This is a genomic window from Ohtaekwangia koreensis, assembly GCF_900167975.1.
GTDB lineage: Bacteria > Bacteroidota > Bacteroidia > Cytophagales > Cyclobacteriaceae > Ohtaekwangia > Ohtaekwangia koreensis.
Genome location: NZ_FUZU01000002.1, coordinates 362,578 through 382,823 on the forward strand (window position 1 = coordinate 362,578; position 20,246 = coordinate 382,823).

Here is a 20,246-nt window from a genome sequence, read left to right on the forward strand (position 1 = left end):
TGGATTTTTAAAAGGCTTCAAAATTAGTTTTTTTTGATCGCCATGCGCTTTTCCAAGCTCAATAAAATATTTAACGGTTTGATAATTTTCAATTTTGGGTTATACTTGCATCATCATTCGGCTTTTATCTCAAGCCCTCTGAATATAAATCCGGAACTCTTTATCAAATTTTTGTTTTCTAGTTATCAGTCCATGACGTTATTACTCAGCTTTACGCTGATCACCAACCAATTCACATATCATTTTTAAAATTAACCACATTCATTTTTAAATCTCATGTACACTATTGACGACCTGAATGTCAGGCTTCTTTCTGAATTGAAAGAAATTGCAGAGGATATGGGCGTAAAGAACGCCAAGAAGCTTTCGAAACAAGATCTTATCTACAAAATCCTCGATCAACAAGCTGTGTCAGGCGATACAGCCCCCGCCAAAAAAGCCGCTGCACCCAAAGCCGAAGTTACTGAATCAAATGACGCTTCTGCCCCTGAACGCAAAATGCGTCCACGCAGACGAGAGAATGTAGCACCTGCAACACCTGCTCCTGCTGCTTCAACACCACAACCTCCGGCAAAAACAGAAACTGATTTCTCTTCTGATGAACTGCTGGATTCCATCAACCTCGATTTCGATTCTACTCCTCAAACTTTTGAAGAGCATACCGAAGATGATTCGGATATAGAGAATATCATCATTAACGAAGAGCCGCGCCACGAACACCGTATGCCGGAGAGACCTCAGCATCAACGTGCATCGATCCGTGAGTTTGACGGAGCGATCAGCAACGAAGGTGTATTGGAGATCATGCAAGATGGCTACGGTTTCCTGCGCTCATCTGACTATAATTACCTGGCGAGCCCTGATGATATTTACGTATCGCCATCACAGATAAAATTATTTGGTCTTAAAACAGGTGATACTGTTAAAGGTCAGATCCGTCCTCCGAAAGAAGGCGAAAAATACTTTGCTCTTCTCAAAGTCGAATCCGTTAACGGTAAGACTACTGAAGAGATCCGCGACCGTGTTGCTTTCGAATATCTGACTCCACTTTTCCCGGAGCAGAAATTGAGACTCGCCACCACGCCAGATAATATGTCTACACGTATACTTGACTTGTTCTCTCCTATAGGTAAAGGACAACGCGGTATGATTGTAGCACAGCCTAAAACAGGTAAGACTGTATTGCTGAAGAACATTGCCAACGCTATAGCATTGAACCACCCGGAAGTTTACCTGATCGTATTACTGATCGATGAACGCCCGGAAGAAGTTACAGACATGGCGCGCAGTGTAAATGCAGAAGTGATCGCTTCTACATTCGATGAGCAAGCTGAACGTCACGTGAAAGTTGCCAGCATCGTATTGGAGAAAGCAAAGCGCATGGTAGAGTGCGGACATGATGTTGTGATCCTGCTGGATTCTATCACTCGTCTCGCGCGTGCCTACAACACCGTAGTTCCTTCGTCTGGTAAAATACTTTCCGGTGGTGTGGATGCAAATGCATTACATAAACCAAAGCGTTTCTTTGGTGCTGCCCGTAAAATTGAAAACGGTGGTTCACTCACCATTATAGCAACTGCGTTAATCGATACCGGCTCGAAGATGGATGAAGTTATTTTCGAAGAATTTAAAGGTACCGGCAACATGGAATTGCAACTTGACCGTAAGCTTGCCAACCGCAGAGTATATCCTGCTATGGATGTACCGGCATCAGGCACAAGACGCGAAGATCTGTTGATGAAAGAAGACGAACTGCAACGTGTCTGGATACTGCGCAAGTTTATGTCTGACATGAACTCGGTTGAAGCGATGGAGTTCCTGCAAGGTAAAATGCGCGGAACCCGTACCAACGAAGAGTTCCTGCTCTCTATGAACGGATAGTATATATAGCACTACAGTATAGAAGCCATCTCTGATTCAGGGATGGCTTTTTTTATTCGCTTTGCGCGTGATATCATTACCATGAAATCCATTATACACGATGGTCAGGGTAACGTTCTCTACGCGCCCGGATTTATAACGAATGCTATTTCCATAGATATAAATAGAAATTACGTGATCCTGTCCTAATTTTACTCAACCAAAATAGTCACTATGACACGATATCGATTGGCGTGGTGGAAAGTCTTAACGCTTATACTGCTATATTATACAGCCATTGGCGGCTTTCTGCTTCCGGTTCCACGACTGCACATTCTCAATGAAAGTATACGCCTTAATTACTTTCACGTGCCCATGTGGTTTAGCATGATGTTTCAGTTCGCTTACTCGGTATGGTACTCGATACGATACCTGCGCTCATCCGCTATCGAAGATGATGACCACGCGTTCGTTGCTACACAAGTTGGTTTTCTGTTTGGTGTACTCGGCCTCATAACGGGGTCACTATGGGCCAATGCAACATGGGGCACTTTTTGGACGACCGACCCCAAGCTGAACAACACCGCCATCGGACTCATGATATACGCTGCCTACTTTGTATTGCGTGGCGGCCTGCAAGACGAAACCCAGCGCGCGAGACTAAGTGCCGTCTACAATATTTTTGCCTTTAGTATATTTATACCGTTGATATATATACTTCCGCGCATGACGGATTCGCTCCACCCTGGCAGTGGCGACAACCCTACGTTTCGTCTTTTTGACACCGCACATAACATGAAGCTGGTGATCTATACTTCCATCATTGCCTTTATTATGACTGGCTGGTGGTTTAAAACTATACTCTTCCGCCTACGAACCCTAACCCGACTACACCATGAAATATAGCATCGCTCTCATCACAATCATATTACTTGCCTGCTCATTACAAGCTTTTGCCCAAGACAACACTCCCGTTGAAATGGCCGACACCTTGAGACGCGATGGAAAGATATATACCGTAGTAGCCGGACTCGTAGTAATACTCACCGGCTTTGTTGTATTTCTGATACGCGTAGATCGTAAACTTCACAAAATGGAAGAAGAGGCTAAGCAGAATTAAGAATTAGCGACCAAGAAGCGAGGAGTGGCATGCTGCCATAATTGCCGGCTTGCCAAAGAATCGTTGGATTTAAGTGCTATTTTTCCAAAATGTCCTAAAGGGTAGGTAAGGCGTTCCTAAGGCGTTCCAACACCCCCTGATTTTTTGAGCCACTCTGGCAGGAAACAGAATTAAATTCTGTTTTGCATACAGTATATTTTATATCGCCCCTCACCATGTACTTTCGAAGGAGGCATAGCAGAGAAATCCTTGCTCGAAGCAACTCACTCGTTATACTATAATCATTCGGTAAGTAAAACTACTGTTTCGGAAACAAAATAATATTGTTGGGAAGGAAATTTGATAGGCTTATATACTCAATTTGATTTAGTTATCTTTAATAGAGCGATATAGATATATTTGCATGCCCAATAATTACTCAAATAAACATCAATTGATATTGATATTGATTTCGATTAACTTAAATTAATTATCTACTTGATTGACTTAATTAATTTTGATAGCTTAACTACAAAAAACAACTCTTGATGATAGAATTCGTTACATTAGATGCGCTTGACTTTCTATATCTGAAATGATTCAAACTGACATTCCGAAAAAAATTACTCCAGATCCTATAGTCGACTCTGTTGTCGAGTTTAGATTCTCCTCTCAACATCCCAAAGATAGACTGACTACGTTGCTACTAAATCACTTCAGTGTTGAGTTCCCTTCCTTTAGAGATTTTGCACCCCAAATTGGGTTTCCGCTTGAGTTCACAACGAAAGTATCCTTACACAATGATAATTTTAACGTAAACATCGGCCCGAATGTAATTTCTTTTGGATGCATGAATAGCTATAAAGGATGGTCTCCTTTCTCAGCAATTGTTACAGAGACCATGCATAACCTTAGTAAACAAGGTTTAATAAACGAAATCGAAAGAGTTGGATTGAGGTACATCAATTTTTTCAAAAATATTATGTTGATCTCTCAAAACACGAATCTTGACATTAGCTTTTCAGGACGTGAAAATTATACTACACGGAGCACTTCGTTAAGAACTCAACTCCAAAAAGACCCTTTTATTTTTAATGTAATTATTGCAGACAACGTTGTGCACAATAATGTTCCAGGCTCGATTTTAGATATTGACGTAGCCACGGAACATGGCTTAAAAATTAAATTTTCCGACCAGATTATTAGAATTCTAGAGCAAGCTCACAGCGAAGAGAAAATGATATTCTATAGCTTGCTTAAAAACGATTTTGTTAAAAAATTCAATCCTGAATACTAGGATTATGACAGAAGAAATTCCTACTCAGACTGACGCATATAGCAAGCTCTTATGCGAAGCAGCAGGTACCTATGAAACCTGGGGAACTGCGCCTGAACATTTCATGATCGCATCGCTAGTTCCACACATCTACTATTCTAACAGTAATTGGAATGTCCAAAAATCGCTTACCAATAATTTCTTGAGATCATTTGTTGCTTCACAAGGTTTCAACGAAAACATTTTTGACAATAACAAAATTTTCACATTTGCTCTTGACTATCCAAGAGCAAATGGAACTGCACTTAGTGGCCAAGATTTCGAAATGGTTTCCGACCTTGATATTAAAATTGCGAAATTAAACTCTCACTATGAGAAGGAGAAAGAAGCTGTCAAAGAATTTTTAGGAAATAAGTCGACCGTATTTGATGACAGTGTAAAGAATATCATAGTCACGGTAAGCGCATTAAAAATTCCTACTATAAACTTAGAACTAAGAGATGAAGCGACAATAATATTCAAACTAAAACTCGATGACTTAGGAAAGATAATGTTCAGATACCACTTGGATGAACCTAGTCGATGCACTTACAGCTATTTCAAGAAAGCCTTATGCATAGAAAATGGTGTTGGAAGCTTAAAAGACGTTATACTGGATATAAAGAAAATTATTTTTCAAGCTAGAATACAAACTTTGTTGCATTCAAGGCGACCTGAAATTAATTCCGCAATTGAAAACTGGAAGAATTCGTTTGTCGATGTCCTATCCTCAGGAGTTACTACCCAAATATAATTATAAGAGTAATATTGAGGTCGAAAGGCTCTTATTATCTCACCCATCAGCTTCCTTACTTAGAAAGTCAGCTGATGGTGCTGATTTATCCGATTTAAAAGTCCGTGATGTATTTCCTAATAGAGGAAGCCTCTATGGTTTCTCTACCTATTTCTTTGGAGAATTTCTTAATGACCATATTAAGTATAAAACGAAAACAAGAACTTACTGGAAAGAAGGGGATGCTTGCTTAAAGAGTAAAGATGTTAAGTATACCAATGAATCTTCGCTTGTCTTTCCCCTATATTTTAAACTGAAGGATTGTCACGAATTGAAAATACCACTGAAGAAAACAGAAAACAAATTAACACAAACAGTGATGTCCACATTGCTTGTTAAACATAGACCGATGTTGGATAACTATTGGCATTTTGAATTTGTAGTTTTCGATGAAAGTGGAACGGAGATAGATTCAAGCAATCTTAAGGAGTATCACAAAAAATCTGCATTAGAATTTGTTGAAGATCAAATTATGACGCTTGTTGATACAAATGATGCAAGTGCGAACAAAATTCAAAATCCGCTCTATAAAAAATCACCTTTTCAATCCTTCAAGGCATTAATAGAGAGCCGATTTATGTATATACTAGCTCAAATTAAAGATTCGTTTAGGTAACTCTGTTGTTCCTCAATAATTTATAAGGTCTTTCGGATTCACTCTTAATACCCTACCGATCTCAAACAATGTTTCAAGTGAAGGCTGTCGATGGTTATTAACATAACGAGTAACAGTCACAAAATCCTTATCCAACTTCTCAGCCAACCATGTCTGAGTTTTACCTTGCTCCTCCAATACTTCTTTAATCCGATTTAAAATCGGCTTGGTAGATTTTGTTTTTCTTTTTGCCATCATTTCAAATATCTACCTATCCAATTTGGTTATATATAACCGTTTTGGTTATATTGTACTTTCGTTTTAATTGAGAATGAAAAAGATAACGTTGAAAGAAAGTAGCAAGGAACTACGGAACCGTATACATCATCTTGAATTTAAGTTGGCTCAACATGAAGAGGCACAAAGTCATGCTACACCATACAATAACAAGAATGAAATAATAGAAGCCTTAAGCGAACTTTCAGTAGGTATAGATACATACGAGTTTCTGAGTGAGCTTTTCTTTAACTTTTTGGCTAACGAAGTACGCACTACATCCCCCTCTGAAGAGCGCCTTAATCTATATATAAACACTCGCCATGAGATACACCAGCTTTATGAACTGGCACGTGCTGCTAAAATGCTGCGAATGAAAATGGTTAATAAGTAAATTATTATTATAGCACTTTAAGAGGCTGCGATCTATATCGCGAAGTCCCCGAGGCGGGAGACTTCGCTCGGACATAAGCCCAGAGTAAAAAGAAACAGAAAACAAAAGATCTCGTCAAGATTGCAAATTACCGTATTTTGCAGCTGGACGCTAAATCCTAAAGTATGTCGTTGGGAGAAGACAAGAGTACAGATGCCGTTTTCGATAAAAAATCCTTTCATTTAGTTGTCCTAATATTGTTCTGTCTCCTTACATCATACTATTTAAAAAGTACCTTTAAACCTATAGAAGTTAACAAGCTATCCACTATTAAAGGCGCATTGGAAAAAGTTCCTTACTGGGGCGCAACTGGCGGGGACTTCACTTACGAATATGTAGAAATCATCATAGCAGATGGTAATTACATTCATCTTTCAAGTTGTAGTTATGAGACTTCTGATCTCAATAAAATTCGGCTTCTACAAATAGGAGATTCCATTACATTTCAAACAAGCGATAGTATCCCCAAAGAAAAAGAATACGAAGTATTTACTATAACTTCCAAGGAGTATGGCAACATATTAACTGTACAAGATTACAATGCTTGTGAGAAGAACCGCTGGAAGATGGTTTACTACATAGCGTTGGCTTCAGCTGCAATATTGATACTACGGATTGGTATTAGAACATTCGACAAATATATAGGAGATAAAACCGCGTAGTCCTTTAGCACTCACTAAAGCTAAGTGATTTAACAGCGTAACAATATTATGTATGGGCTACTATTTACAAGCTTTTATTGGCAGAGATGAAGATCTAAAGATCATTGAGAAGAGTTTTGAACACGCTAACGTCATTGCACTTGTTGATCACATTGCTTTACTTCCTTTAACCGAGGAACTATATAATGAGATTAATAACTATCAGAAAAGTGAGAGTATAGATACATTTGAATTTTTAACAACAGAAACGGAAAGACAAATATTACAGATCATTCAGCACAAAATGATCGCTTATGTGGAAGCTGAATATTTCGGAGGAATGGGAAATCAATGTGGAATAATTTGGAGGGATGGGAAAAGAATTTTCAAAAAGCTGGCTGAACAAGACGTCATAAACATTATACTAAATCAATTCGGCATCAAAAGAAGCAAGTCATTGGATGAGTTTGATATCGTTGGATTGGGAAGATATCGAAATACAAAGGACTGGAATACTTTATAGTGAATTCACCCGCTGCCGCCCAACTATATATATCGCGAAGTCCCCGAAGCGGGAGACTTCGCTCGGACGCAAGAATTGCACTACATTACATATCCATTGCACAGGGATAATCCCTGTGCAATAGATGCAAGGCAAATGAGTTCTAATAAAATCAACTATCAACAAAAAATCAATTAAGATTGCTAAGTAAAGATGTGATTCAACCCCATCAGAATCACCGGTTTTCCGGGACTCTGATGTGCTCGCGGCTATAAACGCAATCCATTATTATTATAACTTTATTACACATGAAACAACACTGGTCAATAGACGAAGTCCAGAACATCTGGCAACTCGCTTCACGATTACATGACGGACAAAAATATGGTGGCTCCAATGAAGGCGAAAAGATCGAGTATATAAATCACATCGGCAGCGTAACGTTTGAAATTTTAAATGCTATACACTATACCGAAGATATAGATGCAGGTCTCGCTATCAAATGTGCGATCTTACACGATACCATTGAAGATACCTCCTTTACCTATACGAAAGTAAAAGAGCTGTTTGGTGATGAGGTTGCCAACGGTGTTATGGCATTGTCTAAAAATGATAAAATTGAAGATCATCTTGAGAAGATGCTCGATAGCTTGAAGAGGATCAAACAACAGCCTAAAGAAATCTGGGCTGTCAAGCTGGCAGATAGAATTGTAAACCTATACGAACCTCCTTACTCTTGGAACAACGACAAGAAAAAGAAGTATAAAGAAGAAGCTGAAATTATACTGAAAGAACTTGGCGATGGAAATAAATACCTCTCCGACCGACTGCGCAATAAAATAGCCAGCTATGATCGCTTCATAACTGGCAGTTAAGGTGTGCAGCTAACGGCTGCCAATGATAATCTATGATCAGATTCAACTTTTATTCCTCTTAAGTACTTTTTTCATATTAGCTTTGTGTCTATATAAGTTGCTCGATGAAAAAGCAGTTCTTCACATACTCGTCAATAATACTGGCAATTCTCCTGATCTTTCACATTGTGAAGTTCACACAACGTTCTTCGGAATATGCACTTAACGGTGCAGGAGATTTTCTCTACGGTCTTCTCAAAACACTAACGTGGGCATTCCCTATATACCTGGTCTTAGCAGTGATCGGTGGTTATGTAGTCGCGCTGATACGGAAGAACCGCGGGCAGAGGCTTGGGGAGAAATAAACTAATAAAATAAGAATAGCATTATTTCACATATCCATTGCACAGGGATTAATCCCTGTGCAATGGATACAGGCACATAAGCACTGATGAAATCAAATGCCCAACAAAGCATTATATCAGTTTAAGATAAGGATGTGATTATTATCAACATGCCATTAATGAAATCGCTAGTAACCATACTTCTTCTCTTATTATCAGGCAATGTGTATAGCCAATCAAACAATAGCGACACCCTCATCATCACTTTGGATGAGAATAAACAATGGCTAACTAAATTTGAAGGGAAAGACCTGAAAGATAAACTCACTATCATCCGAAACAGAATCTTATCCGACACAGCAATCTATATCAGGCAAACTTTTGCTGATAGAATAAGGGTGGAAGACCAATACACACATGAAAAAAGAATTGAGGGTACCTGTAAACCATTATTCATTCTTGGCAATCAACCCATATACATTACTAATCAAACCAGTAATAAACAAATTGAAAATTTAGTGGAGCTCATTAATGTCCACAATATCAAAGATGTGAGAATTTTGAATGACAGTACAGCACCGGCTATCTATGGATCAAAAGCAATTTGTGGTGTCATTATCCTCGACCCTAAAATAAAAAATGCAGGGAAAATTAATCCTTTGCCCTGGGATTAATCCCCGGGCAAAGGATAAGATTGGTATATTAGATCTCTGCAATCACCTGATATATGCTAACAACCCATCTTAAAGTAGCTCTCCGTCATCTCATCCGAAGCAAGATCTTCACACTTATTAACGTTATCGGACTTGCTATAGGTATATCCGCTTTTCTGCTTATTGCTCATTATATAAGTTTTCAGCTGAGCTTCGATCAATTTCATTCCAACAAAGACTATATATACCGTGTCGGGCTGAAGAGGTACGAAAATGGTGAGTTGGTGGAGACTTCGGCAAAAACATTTCCGGGTGTACGTGCGCTATTAAAAGAACACTTCCCCGAAGTGCAGAGTGTTACCGGGTTTTACAAGATTCCAGCCAATACCGGATTTTTATTTCGCCATCAAGGCAAAATATATAATGAGACCGGGGGATGGCTTAGTTCTGATTCCGCATTCTTTACAGTGTTTCCTTCGCTTCTTCTTCGTGGTGATGCAGCAACAGCAATGAAGGAGCCGAACAGTATTGTAATTTCAGAGGCTGTTGCAAAGAAATTATTCGGAGATAAAGATCCGGTTGGTCAGGTACTCGATAGAATTGACGACCACTCGGAAGGAGGACACTATACTATACGCGGTGTACTAAAAGATATACCGGGCAATGCACACTTTCATGCAACCATTGTCGAGCAGATTAACGACAGTCGGCCGGAACAAGAAACGGAGTTATGGGAAGAAGGAAGGCTTGCTACGTATGTAACCTTTTCAGAAAAGATACAACCCGATGTAATCGAACAAAAATTAAATCTATTACTCGACAAATTAAAAAAGGAACATAAACTGGTTGAAAACACAACGCTATATCTGCAACCCGTTACCGACATTCATTTGTCATCACACTGCAAAGATGAGCTTGAAGCGAATGGCAATAAAGGATTACTATATCTGCTAGGTAGCATCGGGGTTATCATTCTTACTCTTGCCTGGATAAACTATATTAACCTGGAGACATCCAGATTTGTATCGCGCACAAAAGAGTTTAGCGTAAGGCGGATCATTGGCTCGGGCAAACGTAATCTGGCAGCACAATATTTAACAGAGTACTATTGTCTCACTATGGCTGCGCTTATCCTATCCGTTGTAATCATTGTTTCTTTTTCACCGCATTATTCTGATCTTATCGGCACTCAACTGCAACGCATATCACTGGATCAGCCGATGGTATGGATAGCAGCATCGATTTTATTTTTGCTTGGATCGATTGCTGCCGGAATATACCCTGCCATTTTTCTGTTAAGGTTCAATCCGGTAAATGCGATCAAAGGTGCAGTGAGTAAATATAGGACCGGCAACAAAGTGAGACAGACTCTTGTCGTGTTTCAGTTTACAGTTTCTATCATTCTAGTTGCGTTTGTTATAACCGTACATCAGCAACTGGATTTCATGAAGCTGATCAATAAAGGTATTGAGCTTGAAACCGTAGTGGCCATCAGAAATCCGACAGCATATTCAAATCAGGAACTCACGACTAAATATGGTGAGTTTGAAAGTCTTGAGAATAAACTGAAACAGTATCCAGCGGTCCAATCGGTAGCGAGTTCGTCTGCTATACCAGGATCAGAGATCGGGTTCAATTATATTAACCTGATCAAGCGAAATATAGGCGATCCATACGACCCTGCGGTCTATAAAACGCTCTTTGTGAGCGCAGACTTTATTGAAACCTATAACATTGACATTCTTGCAGGCAACACGTTTGAAATTCCCTCAAACTTCAATGGCACAGCCCCGTGGGAAACTGCCAACTGGTCGTCAGTGATTCTGAACGAACGTGCTATACGACAACTGGGATTCCCATCTGTAGCAGAGGCTATAAATCAGGAAATATACTTTACAGCATTCGATGAACCCTTGAAGTGCCGCATCATTGGTGTCATTAAAGACTACCACCATGAAGCAAGCCGGAAAGAAGTATACCCAACAATACTATTCCACAACTACGCAAGCTTTCAGCAGGTATATTTCTCGGTACGTCTGAAAGAAGGTAGTCGCCCGCAAGAATCGTTGTCGCAAATTGAAAATACGTGGAAAGAGCTTTTCCCTGACCGACCTTTTGATTACTTCTTTCTCAATGAATACTACGACCACCAATTTAGAGGTGAACTATATTTCCAGAAGATATTCACATTGTTTGCAGGTATAGCCATTATAGTCGCATGTCTGGGAATTATAGGCATGACGCTCTTTGAAATGAATTCGCGGTTAAAGGAAATCAGCATACGGAAAGTTCTTGGAGCATCAGTATTAGGGGTTACGGTACTCTTATCGAAGACTAATGTGAGGCTCATTGCAATTGCAGCCGCTCTTGCTACACCACTCATATACATCCTTGCTAAGGAGTGGCTCTCTGTTTATCCCGAAAGAATTCAGTTAACGGCATGGCTTGCATTATTGCCTGTGGTAATCATCATGGTTATTGTACTACTAATCTCCGGAGTACAAACAATAAAAGCAGCAAGTGCAAATCCGGTTGATCATTTGAGGGGAGAGTAAAAACGCAACTATATTAATTCGCCTATATGCATCCCCCAAAAAATTAATATATATCTTGCATCCTGATTTTGAAAACCCTAGGCGTGTATCCAGAGACATTGTTCTCTGGATAAAACCATGAACTCTATACTCTACAAGCTAATATGAAAGAAGTCGTTTTAAGTTTGGTCGTCACGGTATATTCATTAACCCTCATAAGTTGCAAATCAAAAGAACAGGCCTCCGAATTAAGCGAAACGGATAGTATATCGCAGGTCGAAGAGCACGTTGTGGGGGAAAGGGACACCATTTTATTGAAAAATATTATTCGCTATAGCGGTGCTGTACAAGACAACATCCGAACTTCACTGGAAACATTTTCACCGCTTGCTTCAGTTTTGGAATTTGCCCAGCGTTCTGTTAGCCTTAAAGATAGTTTGGAATTCGCTCACGAAACACAACCCCTTACGGATCCACAGGACAGTCTCATTTTTATGCCACACCAAACACAGGCATACCAGGCTATACTGGACTATAAAAAGCTAATGGCATCAGGGCCTTCGCTTCAGGATGTGTGCCCTAAATTAATAGCACTGAACCGCGTAACCGATGCCGGTGATTCTTCATCCAATCTGCTTCCTCCGGCTGGCGCATCTACCGTACTTTCACATGGCGATTTTTTCTTTCTCGGTGGCGCACCCTTTATATCAAAACTTACTACGGATGACAATGCTGTTTATAGCGATCCGCAGGGAAACCCGGAGACTCGCTTTGAGAGTTATGTAACCGAGAACGGAAACTATATATTAAATTCTATATATCACTTTAAAAAGAATTTACCCACTACAATATCCTTTGGCCCACCGCTTGGTTCGTATGATGGAGGGCCACAGGAAGTGAATGGAATCGGATCGCTCATTCATGAATTTAATAGTCGCATTCCTGTTATGTTTTTCACAGAAAATGGATTGGTACCTGCTCATCTCATTTCCATTACAATTAAAATTGTTCCTGAGTCCCTGGGCTGTGTCTCTGATCAGCCGAATCTCGTATTCGCCTGCTCTAAAAATATAGAAGCACAGGATATACTCGGTATATATATTCCCTACAACACAACGCCTATAGTATCTTGTAAAATTACCCGTCATCCCAACTCCGTGTGGACTGCGGATCTGAATAACGATGGCATTCCTGAGTTCGCCTGTGTCACAGGCTCCTTTGAGGGAATCGCCAGCGATGTAATGCTCGATGCGTTATGGTTTGTAAACATCGAAGGTGGCTGGGAAATTATTGATAGCGGGCAAGAGCTTGATTGCACATGAGAGCGAGTGCATCTTATTATAAAGCCACGGCATTCTTGCTCGCATTCTTTGTCCTGGTTTTTGCAATCGCATTCTCCTTCAATCGGTACTACCCTGTACTTGTAATTGCAGGTGAATCATCTGTTGGCACATGGATGTCCGGTGTACTGCTAACTATATCTGCCACTATATCCCTTATTTTAGGAATGCGCCACGGCTGGCGCCCGTGGTTTGTGTTCGCTGCATTTTTCTTTGTGCTGGCGCTGGATGAACGTTTCATGTTTCATGAGCATCTCAAAGAGTGGATAATTTTCTCTTCGCACACGAACCAAACATCGCGATGGGTATATGAACTTCCGGCTATAGCAGGCGGGCTGGTGGGCGCATATATAGCTATTATCTTATGGAAAAATCTGGAGGGTGTAAGTCGAATATTTCTTCTTTCCGCTACTATACTTGGTACTGCTTCTGTAACCATTGATGTTTTTGCTGCTGGAGTTCTATGGGAAGAATGTTTCAAGCTTCTTGGCGAGTTGTCAATCACCTGTGCGCTTTTAAGAAAAGCCGACCTGTAGTACTATATTAAGGCTGTGGTTTTCGAGTCCCTACATCACCGATTATGGAATAAATCACGTATACAGAAAAATTTAACACACCACTCTATAACATTTAACACAGAAAAAGTATATTTAACTGTGGTGTTTTGCCATGACTAACTTACCCTTCTATGGAAATATTAGATGAACCCCAGCTTAACGTAGATCGTAATTCAGTTATATATGCAGGATTCTGGCCCCGGCTTGGAGCGCTATTCCTCGATGGACTGATACTAACTCCTCTGACATTTGGCGTTATGTACTTTAATATAACTTCATGGAAGAGCATTCCGATACTCGCGGTCGTCACGGTGCTCTCCCTGTCCTACAAGCCTTTTATGGAATACAACTACGGGGCTACCCTTGGAAAGATGGCCTTAAAGCTTAAAGTTGTAAATCTGCAATTTGAAAAAGCCGATCTCCAGGAGATCCTCTTGCGAAACATTTTTCATATTGTACCGTCTTTGATCACGCTCTTTATTACCATTGGTATATATTCATCAGAAGAGTTTCAGGATATAACCGGATTTGGAGAATTCTCAACATACAGCAGTCGATATACATCACTTCAAATTATAAACGTAGTGAGCGGAATCATCACCATTGCAGACATGATCGTGATGTTGTCCGATTCACGGAAGAGATCATTGCATGACAAGATTGGTGGCACGTATGTAATTGAACAGCGGCACTAATACTTCTACACAGCATTTCCTTTATGATCATAAAAGAAATGCTGTGTAACATCTATATATAATAATACGTTATCGTCCGTACCAGGAACCACAATTTCAGGTTGCACTCTACGATGACTAGAAATTATTATATACTATGAGTATCCTTCAGAAAGTACTATCGTTATTTAAAAACAAGGATATCACGTTAGCATTGTCTGGTCAGTGGATTGGCCACTATGGTTATGGCAGTAAGTATTCTCCAACTGTCCAAAACCGCACGGTTTCATTTGTAGCGGACATTATCGCACAAGACAACACGTTTGAGGGAAATATAAAAGAAGATACTACAGGAATTCCGGAGGTGGCCCGAATTGAGGGTAGTATTACGCAGAGGAAAATACAATTCACCAAAACATATCAAAACTCGTACTCTATTGATGAGCACGGTAAAAGAATGGTTGCAAAAGGACCGGCCTATATCCAGTACTCGGGTATATATGATGAATCGGAAAAGAAATTCAAGGGAATGTGGACGATTGAAACAATCTATACTCTTGACTCCGGCAGGAAAATGAATCACATCAGCAGTGGATCGTGGGAGATGAAAAGATTACTGTCCCCTAATTAGCGCTAGGCATTTTTCATTTTTTGTTTTTCCTGGTTTCGCTTCACGTTATACTTCACAATTTTAACAATTAATGTCAATGGGGGTGGTGCATCCAATGGGATTTTCAGTGTGTCCTTTTCACCTTCGTACGCATCAAGTTCTTTCTTAAATCCATCTACTCCTCTGGGCACCGGATAAATTCCGATGTGATTTTTGAAGGCAGCGAAATGTATCACGTTGCCGTTCAGCACAAATGTAGGCATCGCATATTTAATGGCTTCTTCCGCTTTGGGAACTGCCTTCTTTACAGCATCTCTAATTTCTTTCAAGGGCTTTTGAATTTCCTTCGGGAAACCAGCAATGTATTCATCTATACTTGATGCTTGTGTATTTTTCATAGATACCGTTATTGATTCTTCCTGTAGATAAACGCACTGTAAACATAACATTTTGTAATGCGAAAAATCCTGTGCGAACGCGACAGACTACGGGGCAGATGCGCCAAATGCACTACTGTATTTCAAAAAAATACCTGCTTTAATTAGCAGGTATTTCAAGCAGTACTGGAAAATTATTTCTTTACTCTTTTCTCAAGCTCTTCAGTCTTCAGTGAGATCAACCGCCCCACAGGCTCACCTTTCCTGAATGTGATTACACGCAAGTTGTCAGCACCGGCCGGGTACTCAATAGGTGAATTATACTTTGGATAATATTGATTGGGAATTGAGTTATCTACCGTATAATAAATATCAAGCCCAGGTACTTCCGTGGCGAGTTCAATGATAAGCTTTCCGGATGCGTTTTTCCGCACCGTGACGATAGCATCATATATACTTTGTGCATAGTTAATTTGCGCTATATCCATGCGCTTAAAGTGATATTCTACGCGCGGCACGAAGCTATTCCAGTCTTTCTGTTTTTCCGGAGTCCAGAACGATTCTGCCATAGCAAGCGCACGTGGGTACGTCATATACTCTACCTGTGGTTCCGTGGGAATTTGCTCCGTCCATAAATTCCCCTGTGCACCGAGGACATAGGCTGAATCCATTTCTGCCGGAACTAAATCAAATGTATATACTTCCTTCAGCCGGGCACTGTTATATACCGGAGGCTCAATGGATCGCTCGCCCTGGTACATGTCCAAATAATACACCGGTGCCGGGCTCATTACTACCGGATGCTTCAGGTGTGATGCCTCAATGCCGCCTTTGGTTCCACGCCAACTCATAACGGCTGCACCCGGAGCTATACCTCCCTCCAGGATTTCATCCCAACCCATCATCTTTTTCTTTTTGCTTTGAATGATTTTACCAACACGCTTTACAAAGTATGATTGCAACTCCTCACCATTCTTCAAGTTATTCTTCTTCATGAAAGCCTGAACGTTTTTATCGCGCTCCCAAAAGCCTTTATAACATTCATCGCCACCCATGTGTATATATTCGAATGGGAACAACACGGCAACCTCTGTAAATACTTTGTCCAGAAACTGATATACCTTTTCATCGGTAGGATCGAGTGTATTATCGAGGTGCATTTCGAATTTACCATTACCAAACCAGGTTGAGAAACTTGATCCTGGATTTACTTTCAAGGTTGTATCATTGGTAACGGATAGCTCCGGGTACGAGGCAAGTACCGCCATGCTATGGCCAGGTACATCTATTTCCGGAAGAACCTCTATATATCGCTCTTTTGCATATTGGACAATTTCCTTTATATCCGCTTGTTTATAGTAACCGCCATAGGTAGCAGGTTCACCCGGCTTCGGAGCATCGTTACTGCCAAATGTACCAACGCGTGGCACGCGCCATGCACCGACTGATGTTAAGCGTGGCAGACTTTTTATTTCAATGCGCCAGCCATTGTCGTCTGTTAAATGCCAGTGAAACCGATTCAACTTATAGCTCGCCATGCGATCTATATACTTCTTCACATATTCTTTCGAGAAGAAATGTCTACTCACATCAAACATCTGGCCGCGCCAGGTGAAGCGCGGGTAATCCAAAATAGTTACTGATGGTGCCTTCCATTCAACATCCTGGATCAATGATGCAGACAATATCTCGGCAGGCAAAAGCTGCAACAATGTTTGAACACCGTAGAATATACCGGTCGCTGTATTGGCAGTGATATCAACTTTACCAGCTTCTGTATGCAGTGTATATCCTTCCTGTCCTAAACGACTATTGGGCTTTGTATTTAGTGTTAAAACTATATTTGCCGGTTTTGCTTCAACAGTATTTAATGTATAGCCTGTTGCTGGCTTAACTTTATCAGCAAAATATTTTGCTATGCTTGCAAGCTCTGGTTGCTTCGCAGGAATACTTATTGTTGTAGAGTTCGTCAATAGAAAATGACCGATCTCCTGTTTTAAGCTAACAGGAGCAGGAATGATAGAAATAGTCTGGGCATGTATGCATATCGGCAGTGTGCAAAACCATGCAAAGCATAGTATCCATTGTCGTTTTGTTCGAATCATGATTGTTGTCGGGGTTGGTTGCTAAACCAAGTTAAATACTTTTACTGTGCTGATGAAAAGTTTTTCCATGTTCACAGCACACACGGGTATTAACGGTTTGAGAAATAGATTTCGAGTAGCGAGACGAATACCTTTTTTAGTTATTCAACAACCAATTTCATTTTATTATCTGCAGACAACATGAACTTGTAAACACGTTTCTCAAAAGTTTTCAGATTGGTAGATACAACCAGGAATTTGGTGATGCCACGATCAAGATATTCCCCCACAAAGATTTTTTGATTTGCATCACGCTTCGCTTCATATACGAAGGAGGTTTGTTTCAGAATTACATCGCGTATTTCGTCAATCAACAACAACTGAACTTTCGTGCCGGATTTATATACCAGCGCTACATCAATAAAAGGATTTATACCGGAGGACGGACGATATTCTATAAACTGGCGATCAAGTACCTGCTTCGTTTTGTTTTCACTTGAAACTCCCACCACTTCGTATGTATAGCGGCCACGGGTTGCGAGTGTATCGGTTATAGAATAAGAAGTGGTATACGTTCCGATTGTGTTAAGTGCTATTGGTATTCTGCCAACCAAAGTGGATTTACGAATACTTTGCTGACTTCTGTATATTTCAAATTCACGAAGTGTTTGCTGAAGTGCTTCACTCGTTGTCCATTCCAGGTGTACCGCTTTACCAATCACATCTGCTGAGAGACCCAGTGTATCCAGGTTTTGATAGCGGTGTGGAAATCCTTGTGGCTCTGTGCTGAATTGTATTTTGAAGCTGCAGAAATCTCCCAGAAAACCATCAATGTTTACAAAGTAATCTTCATCTGCCTGTATAGAATCCAACGTAATAAAAGCATCCTCTCCGCGAATTTGCGCGATGCAATGCCGGATCGTATAGTTTTTTGTTTGACACGGATTTCCTGCCACTACTATAGCCTGAATTCCCTTTTCATCACGACACTTCTGCGATGCTATATTTAAATAGTACTTACCTGATTTGACAACCCGAAAAGTAAACCACTGATCGTTGTGGTATATCAGGCATTTATGAGTAGCGGCACGAAGAGACTTGTTGATACAATTCCACTCCACGGTGGTGTGACTTGTAGACGATTCTATATAATCATTATTCAGTGTAAGGACAAAGCCGTGCTGTATATCATTGTTAGCCACCTGTGCCCAGAGGCCATAAATGCCAGTCAATAGCCAAAAGATAGTGCACAGAAAAAATCGCATGTATAGTTAATTACAACAAATATAGTATAGCTGCTATCGTGTTTTCTTTTTGATGGCTCTCTTGCTACCTTCCTTAAATTCTTTAACTACTACCTTAACACCTTTTTTATAGTAGTCGCGTTTAGCGTCTTTCTTGCTGTCTTTTTTACGAGTCTTTTTATAGACCTTAATTTCTTTTTTAGGTTCTTTCTTCTCATGAAACGCTCCTTTAAACGTAGGATCTTCTCTGCGCTTCTGATCATCAATTGACTTGGCAATTGCCTGCTTCTCTTCAAATGGTGTCTTCTCTACAAATACAGCTTCCGGTAATTCCTTGAAGGGGATTTTTTCACGAATCAACTTTTCAATTTTTTCTATATGCGATTCCTCCGCCCGGTTTACAAATGTGATCGCCTTCCCATCCTGAAATGCTCTTCCTGTTCGCCCGATGCGATGTACATAGTCTTCATATAGTATAGGTACATCAAAGTTTATAACATGCGATACTTTCACTACATCTATACCCCTGGCTGTTACATCCGTTGAAACCAGTACGCGAAGTTTACCTTCCTTAAATTCATTCACAGCGTTGATGCGGCTGTTTTGTCCTTTGTTGGAATGAATGACACGCACCGGCCCGAGATTTCTACGCTCTATAAAATTGAAAACGTTATCCGCATTTTCCTTCGAACGCGTAAAGATCATTACCCGGTTAAAATCTTCTTTATCCTGCAACAGGTAGTCAATGAAGTTCAACTTCGTCTTCATGTTGGGAACATGATACAACGCCTGCTCTACCTGTTTTGCAGGAGTAGCCTGCTGTGTTACTTCAACTTTTATAGGGAACTCCAGAAACTCTGCAGACAAACGTTCTACTCGTTCTGAAAATGTAGCAGAGAATAATAAGTTTTGACGCTTGCGCGGAATGACTTCAAAAATTTTACGAAGCTGTGGCATAAAGCCCATGTCCATCATCCGATCGGCTTCATCCAGCACCAATATTTTAAATTGGCTCACGGGCAGCTCACCTTTCAGGTAAAGCTCCATAAATCTGCCCGGTGTGGCGATGAGTACATCTACACCTTGCCGTATATATTCAATTTGTGTTTTCGGACCGATACCACCGTATATCGCGAATATGCGCAGGTCGGTATACTTTGCCAATTGCTGCGCATGCTCTGCGAGCTGAACGATGAGTTCTTTTGTAGGAGCCAGAATCAACGCACGAGGTTCGTCACCTTGTGCGTATTTGATCTTCATCAGCAAGGGCAGCATATAGGCTGCCGTTTTACCTGTACCCGTCTGCGCAATACCAATGACCTCTTGTCCTGCCAAGATCATGGGGATACATTTCTGCTGAATTTCTGTTGGATGTTCAAACCCCAGATCAGAAACAGCATTTTGTAATTGCTTGTTCAGATTAAATTCTTGGAAAGTTGTAATGGCAGACACTTTTTGGTT

23 protein-coding genes are annotated in these 20,246 nt (G+C 40.5%); 18 read left to right on the plus strand and 5 right to left on the minus strand.

From position 1 onward, the window contains the following. Positions 1-276 precede the first annotated feature (276 nt). From rho to B5Y40_RS14500, 7 genes are all read left to right on the plus strand, one after another. Positions 277-1,881 (plus strand): transcription termination factor Rho, encoded by a 1,605-nt coding sequence (gene rho, locus B5Y40_RS14475; RefSeq protein ID WP_079687514.1) that lies wholly within the window; start codon positions 277-279, stop codon positions 1,879-1,881. Between the two features lie 42 nt (positions 1,882-1,923). Continuing rightward, complete coding sequence (locus B5Y40_RS29825) at positions 1,924-2,070, plus strand: hypothetical protein (RefSeq protein WP_221408951.1); 147 nt, start codon at positions 1,924-1,926, stop codon at positions 2,068-2,070. A 24-nt stretch (positions 2,071-2,094) separates the two neighbouring features. Then, complete coding sequence (gene ccsA / locus B5Y40_RS14480; RefSeq protein ID WP_079687515.1) at positions 2,095-2,766, plus strand: cytochrome c biogenesis protein CcsA; 672 nt, start codon at positions 2,095-2,097, stop codon at positions 2,764-2,766. Continuing rightward, positions 2,756-2,980 (plus strand): CcmD family protein, encoded by a 225-nt coding sequence (locus B5Y40_RS14485; RefSeq protein WP_079687516.1) that lies wholly within the window; start codon positions 2,756-2,758, stop codon positions 2,978-2,980. The genes ccsA and B5Y40_RS14485 overlap by 11 nt, the downstream gene beginning before the upstream one ends. A 574-nt stretch (positions 2,981-3,554) precedes the next feature. Further along, positions 3,555-4,256 (plus strand): TIGR04255 family protein, encoded by a 702-nt coding sequence (locus tag B5Y40_RS14490; protein WP_079687517.1) that lies wholly within the window; start codon positions 3,555-3,557, stop codon positions 4,254-4,256. A gap of 4 nt (positions 4,257-4,260) precedes the next feature. Then, positions 4,261-5,028 carry a hypothetical protein gene (locus B5Y40_RS14495; RefSeq protein ID WP_079687518.1) on the plus strand — a complete coding sequence of 256 codons (768 nt, stop codon included), beginning with the start codon at positions 4,261-4,263 and terminating at the stop codon, positions 5,026-5,028. Continuing rightward, positions 4,994-5,683, plus strand: a complete 690-nt coding sequence (locus B5Y40_RS14500; RefSeq protein ID WP_079687519.1) for a hypothetical protein — start codon at positions 4,994-4,996, stop codon at positions 5,681-5,683. The genes B5Y40_RS14495 and B5Y40_RS14500 overlap by 35 nt, the downstream gene beginning before the upstream one ends. A gap of 12 nt (positions 5,684-5,695) precedes the next feature. Here the strand turns inward: B5Y40_RS14500 and B5Y40_RS14505 are convergent, their stop codons facing one another. Further along, positions 5,696-5,920 carry a helix-turn-helix domain-containing protein gene (locus tag B5Y40_RS14505; RefSeq protein WP_317043554.1) on the minus strand — a complete coding sequence of 75 codons (225 nt, stop codon included), beginning with the start codon at positions 5,918-5,920 and terminating at the stop codon, positions 5,696-5,698. A gap of 73 nt (positions 5,921-5,993) precedes the next feature. On the opposite strand from B5Y40_RS14505, the gene B5Y40_RS14510 reads away from it, so the two are divergent. The 11 genes from B5Y40_RS14510 (at position 5,994) to B5Y40_RS14560 (ending at position 15,101) form a co-directional block, all read left to right on the plus strand. After that, positions 5,994-6,332, plus strand: a complete 339-nt coding sequence (locus B5Y40_RS14510; RefSeq protein WP_079687521.1) for a hypothetical protein — start codon at positions 5,994-5,996, stop codon at positions 6,330-6,332. Between the two features lie 164 nt (positions 6,333-6,496). After that, on the plus strand, positions 6,497-7,033 hold the full coding sequence (locus B5Y40_RS14515; RefSeq protein WP_079687522.1) for a hypothetical protein: 537 nt from the start codon (positions 6,497-6,499) through the stop codon (positions 7,031-7,033). 52 nt (positions 7,034-7,085) lie between these two features. Continuing rightward, positions 7,086-7,535 (plus strand): hypothetical protein, encoded by a 450-nt coding sequence (locus tag B5Y40_RS14520; RefSeq protein ID WP_079687523.1) that lies wholly within the window; start codon positions 7,086-7,088, stop codon positions 7,533-7,535. 287 nt (positions 7,536-7,822) lie between these two features. Continuing rightward, the gene (locus B5Y40_RS14525; RefSeq protein WP_079687524.1) at positions 7,823-8,389 is read left to right on the plus strand and encodes an HD domain-containing protein; all 567 of its coding nucleotides are present in this window, start codon (positions 7,823-7,825) and stop codon (positions 8,387-8,389) included. 104 nt (positions 8,390-8,493) lie between these two features. Beyond that, positions 8,494-8,733 (plus strand): hypothetical protein, encoded by a 240-nt coding sequence (locus tag B5Y40_RS14530; protein ID WP_079687525.1) that lies wholly within the window; start codon positions 8,494-8,496, stop codon positions 8,731-8,733. Positions 8,734-8,891: 158 nt separating this feature from the next. Beyond that, positions 8,892-9,386 (plus strand): hypothetical protein, encoded by a 495-nt coding sequence (locus B5Y40_RS14535; protein ID WP_079687526.1) that lies wholly within the window; start codon positions 8,892-8,894, stop codon positions 9,384-9,386. A gap of 53 nt (positions 9,387-9,439) precedes the next feature. Beyond that, positions 9,440-11,920: an ABC transporter permease gene (locus B5Y40_RS14540; protein ID WP_079687527.1), complete on the plus strand. Its 2,481-nt coding sequence runs from the start codon at positions 9,440-9,442 to the stop codon at positions 11,918-11,920. Positions 11,921-12,063: 143 nt separating this feature from the next. Beyond that, the gene (locus tag B5Y40_RS14545; RefSeq protein ID WP_079687528.1) at positions 12,064-13,221 is read left to right on the plus strand and encodes a hypothetical protein; all 1,158 of its coding nucleotides are present in this window, start codon (positions 12,064-12,066) and stop codon (positions 13,219-13,221) included. Next, positions 13,218-13,775 carry a hypothetical protein gene (locus B5Y40_RS14550; RefSeq protein WP_079687529.1) on the plus strand — a complete coding sequence of 186 codons (558 nt, stop codon included), beginning with the start codon at positions 13,218-13,220 and terminating at the stop codon, positions 13,773-13,775. The genes B5Y40_RS14545 and B5Y40_RS14550 overlap by 4 nt, the downstream gene beginning before the upstream one ends. A gap of 152 nt (positions 13,776-13,927) precedes the next feature. Beyond that, positions 13,928-14,491: an RDD family protein gene (locus B5Y40_RS14555; RefSeq protein WP_079687530.1), complete on the plus strand. Its 564-nt coding sequence runs from the start codon at positions 13,928-13,930 to the stop codon at positions 14,489-14,491. A 136-nt stretch (positions 14,492-14,627) separates the two neighbouring features. Next, a complete protein-coding gene (locus B5Y40_RS14560) occupies positions 14,628-15,101 on the plus strand; it encodes a hypothetical protein (RefSeq protein WP_079687531.1) in 474 nt (157 codons plus the stop codon). A gap of 2 nt (positions 15,102-15,103) precedes the next feature. Here B5Y40_RS14560 and B5Y40_RS14565 read toward each other — a convergent pair whose 3' ends face one another. From B5Y40_RS14565 to B5Y40_RS14580, 4 genes are all read right to left on the minus strand, one after another. Next, on the minus strand, positions 15,104-15,478 hold the full coding sequence (locus B5Y40_RS14565) for an iron chaperone (protein ID WP_079687532.1): 375 nt from the start codon (positions 15,476-15,478) through the stop codon (positions 15,104-15,106). Positions 15,479-15,651: 173 nt separating this feature from the next. Further along, complete coding sequence (locus B5Y40_RS14570; RefSeq protein WP_079687533.1) at positions 15,652-17,562, minus strand: beta-N-acetylhexosaminidase; 1,911 nt, start codon at positions 17,560-17,562, stop codon at positions 15,652-15,654. 140 nt (positions 17,563-17,702) lie between these two features. Continuing rightward, the gene (locus B5Y40_RS14575; protein WP_143785779.1) at positions 17,703-18,773 is read right to left on the minus strand and encodes a hypothetical protein; all 1,071 of its coding nucleotides are present in this window, start codon (positions 18,771-18,773) and stop codon (positions 17,703-17,705) included. Positions 18,774-18,839: 66 nt separating this feature from the next. Beyond that, positions 18,840-20,237 (minus strand): DEAD/DEAH box helicase, encoded by a 1,398-nt coding sequence (locus B5Y40_RS14580; protein ID WP_185145730.1) that lies wholly within the window; start codon positions 20,235-20,237, stop codon positions 18,840-18,842. Positions 20,238-20,246: the final 9 nt, after the last annotated feature.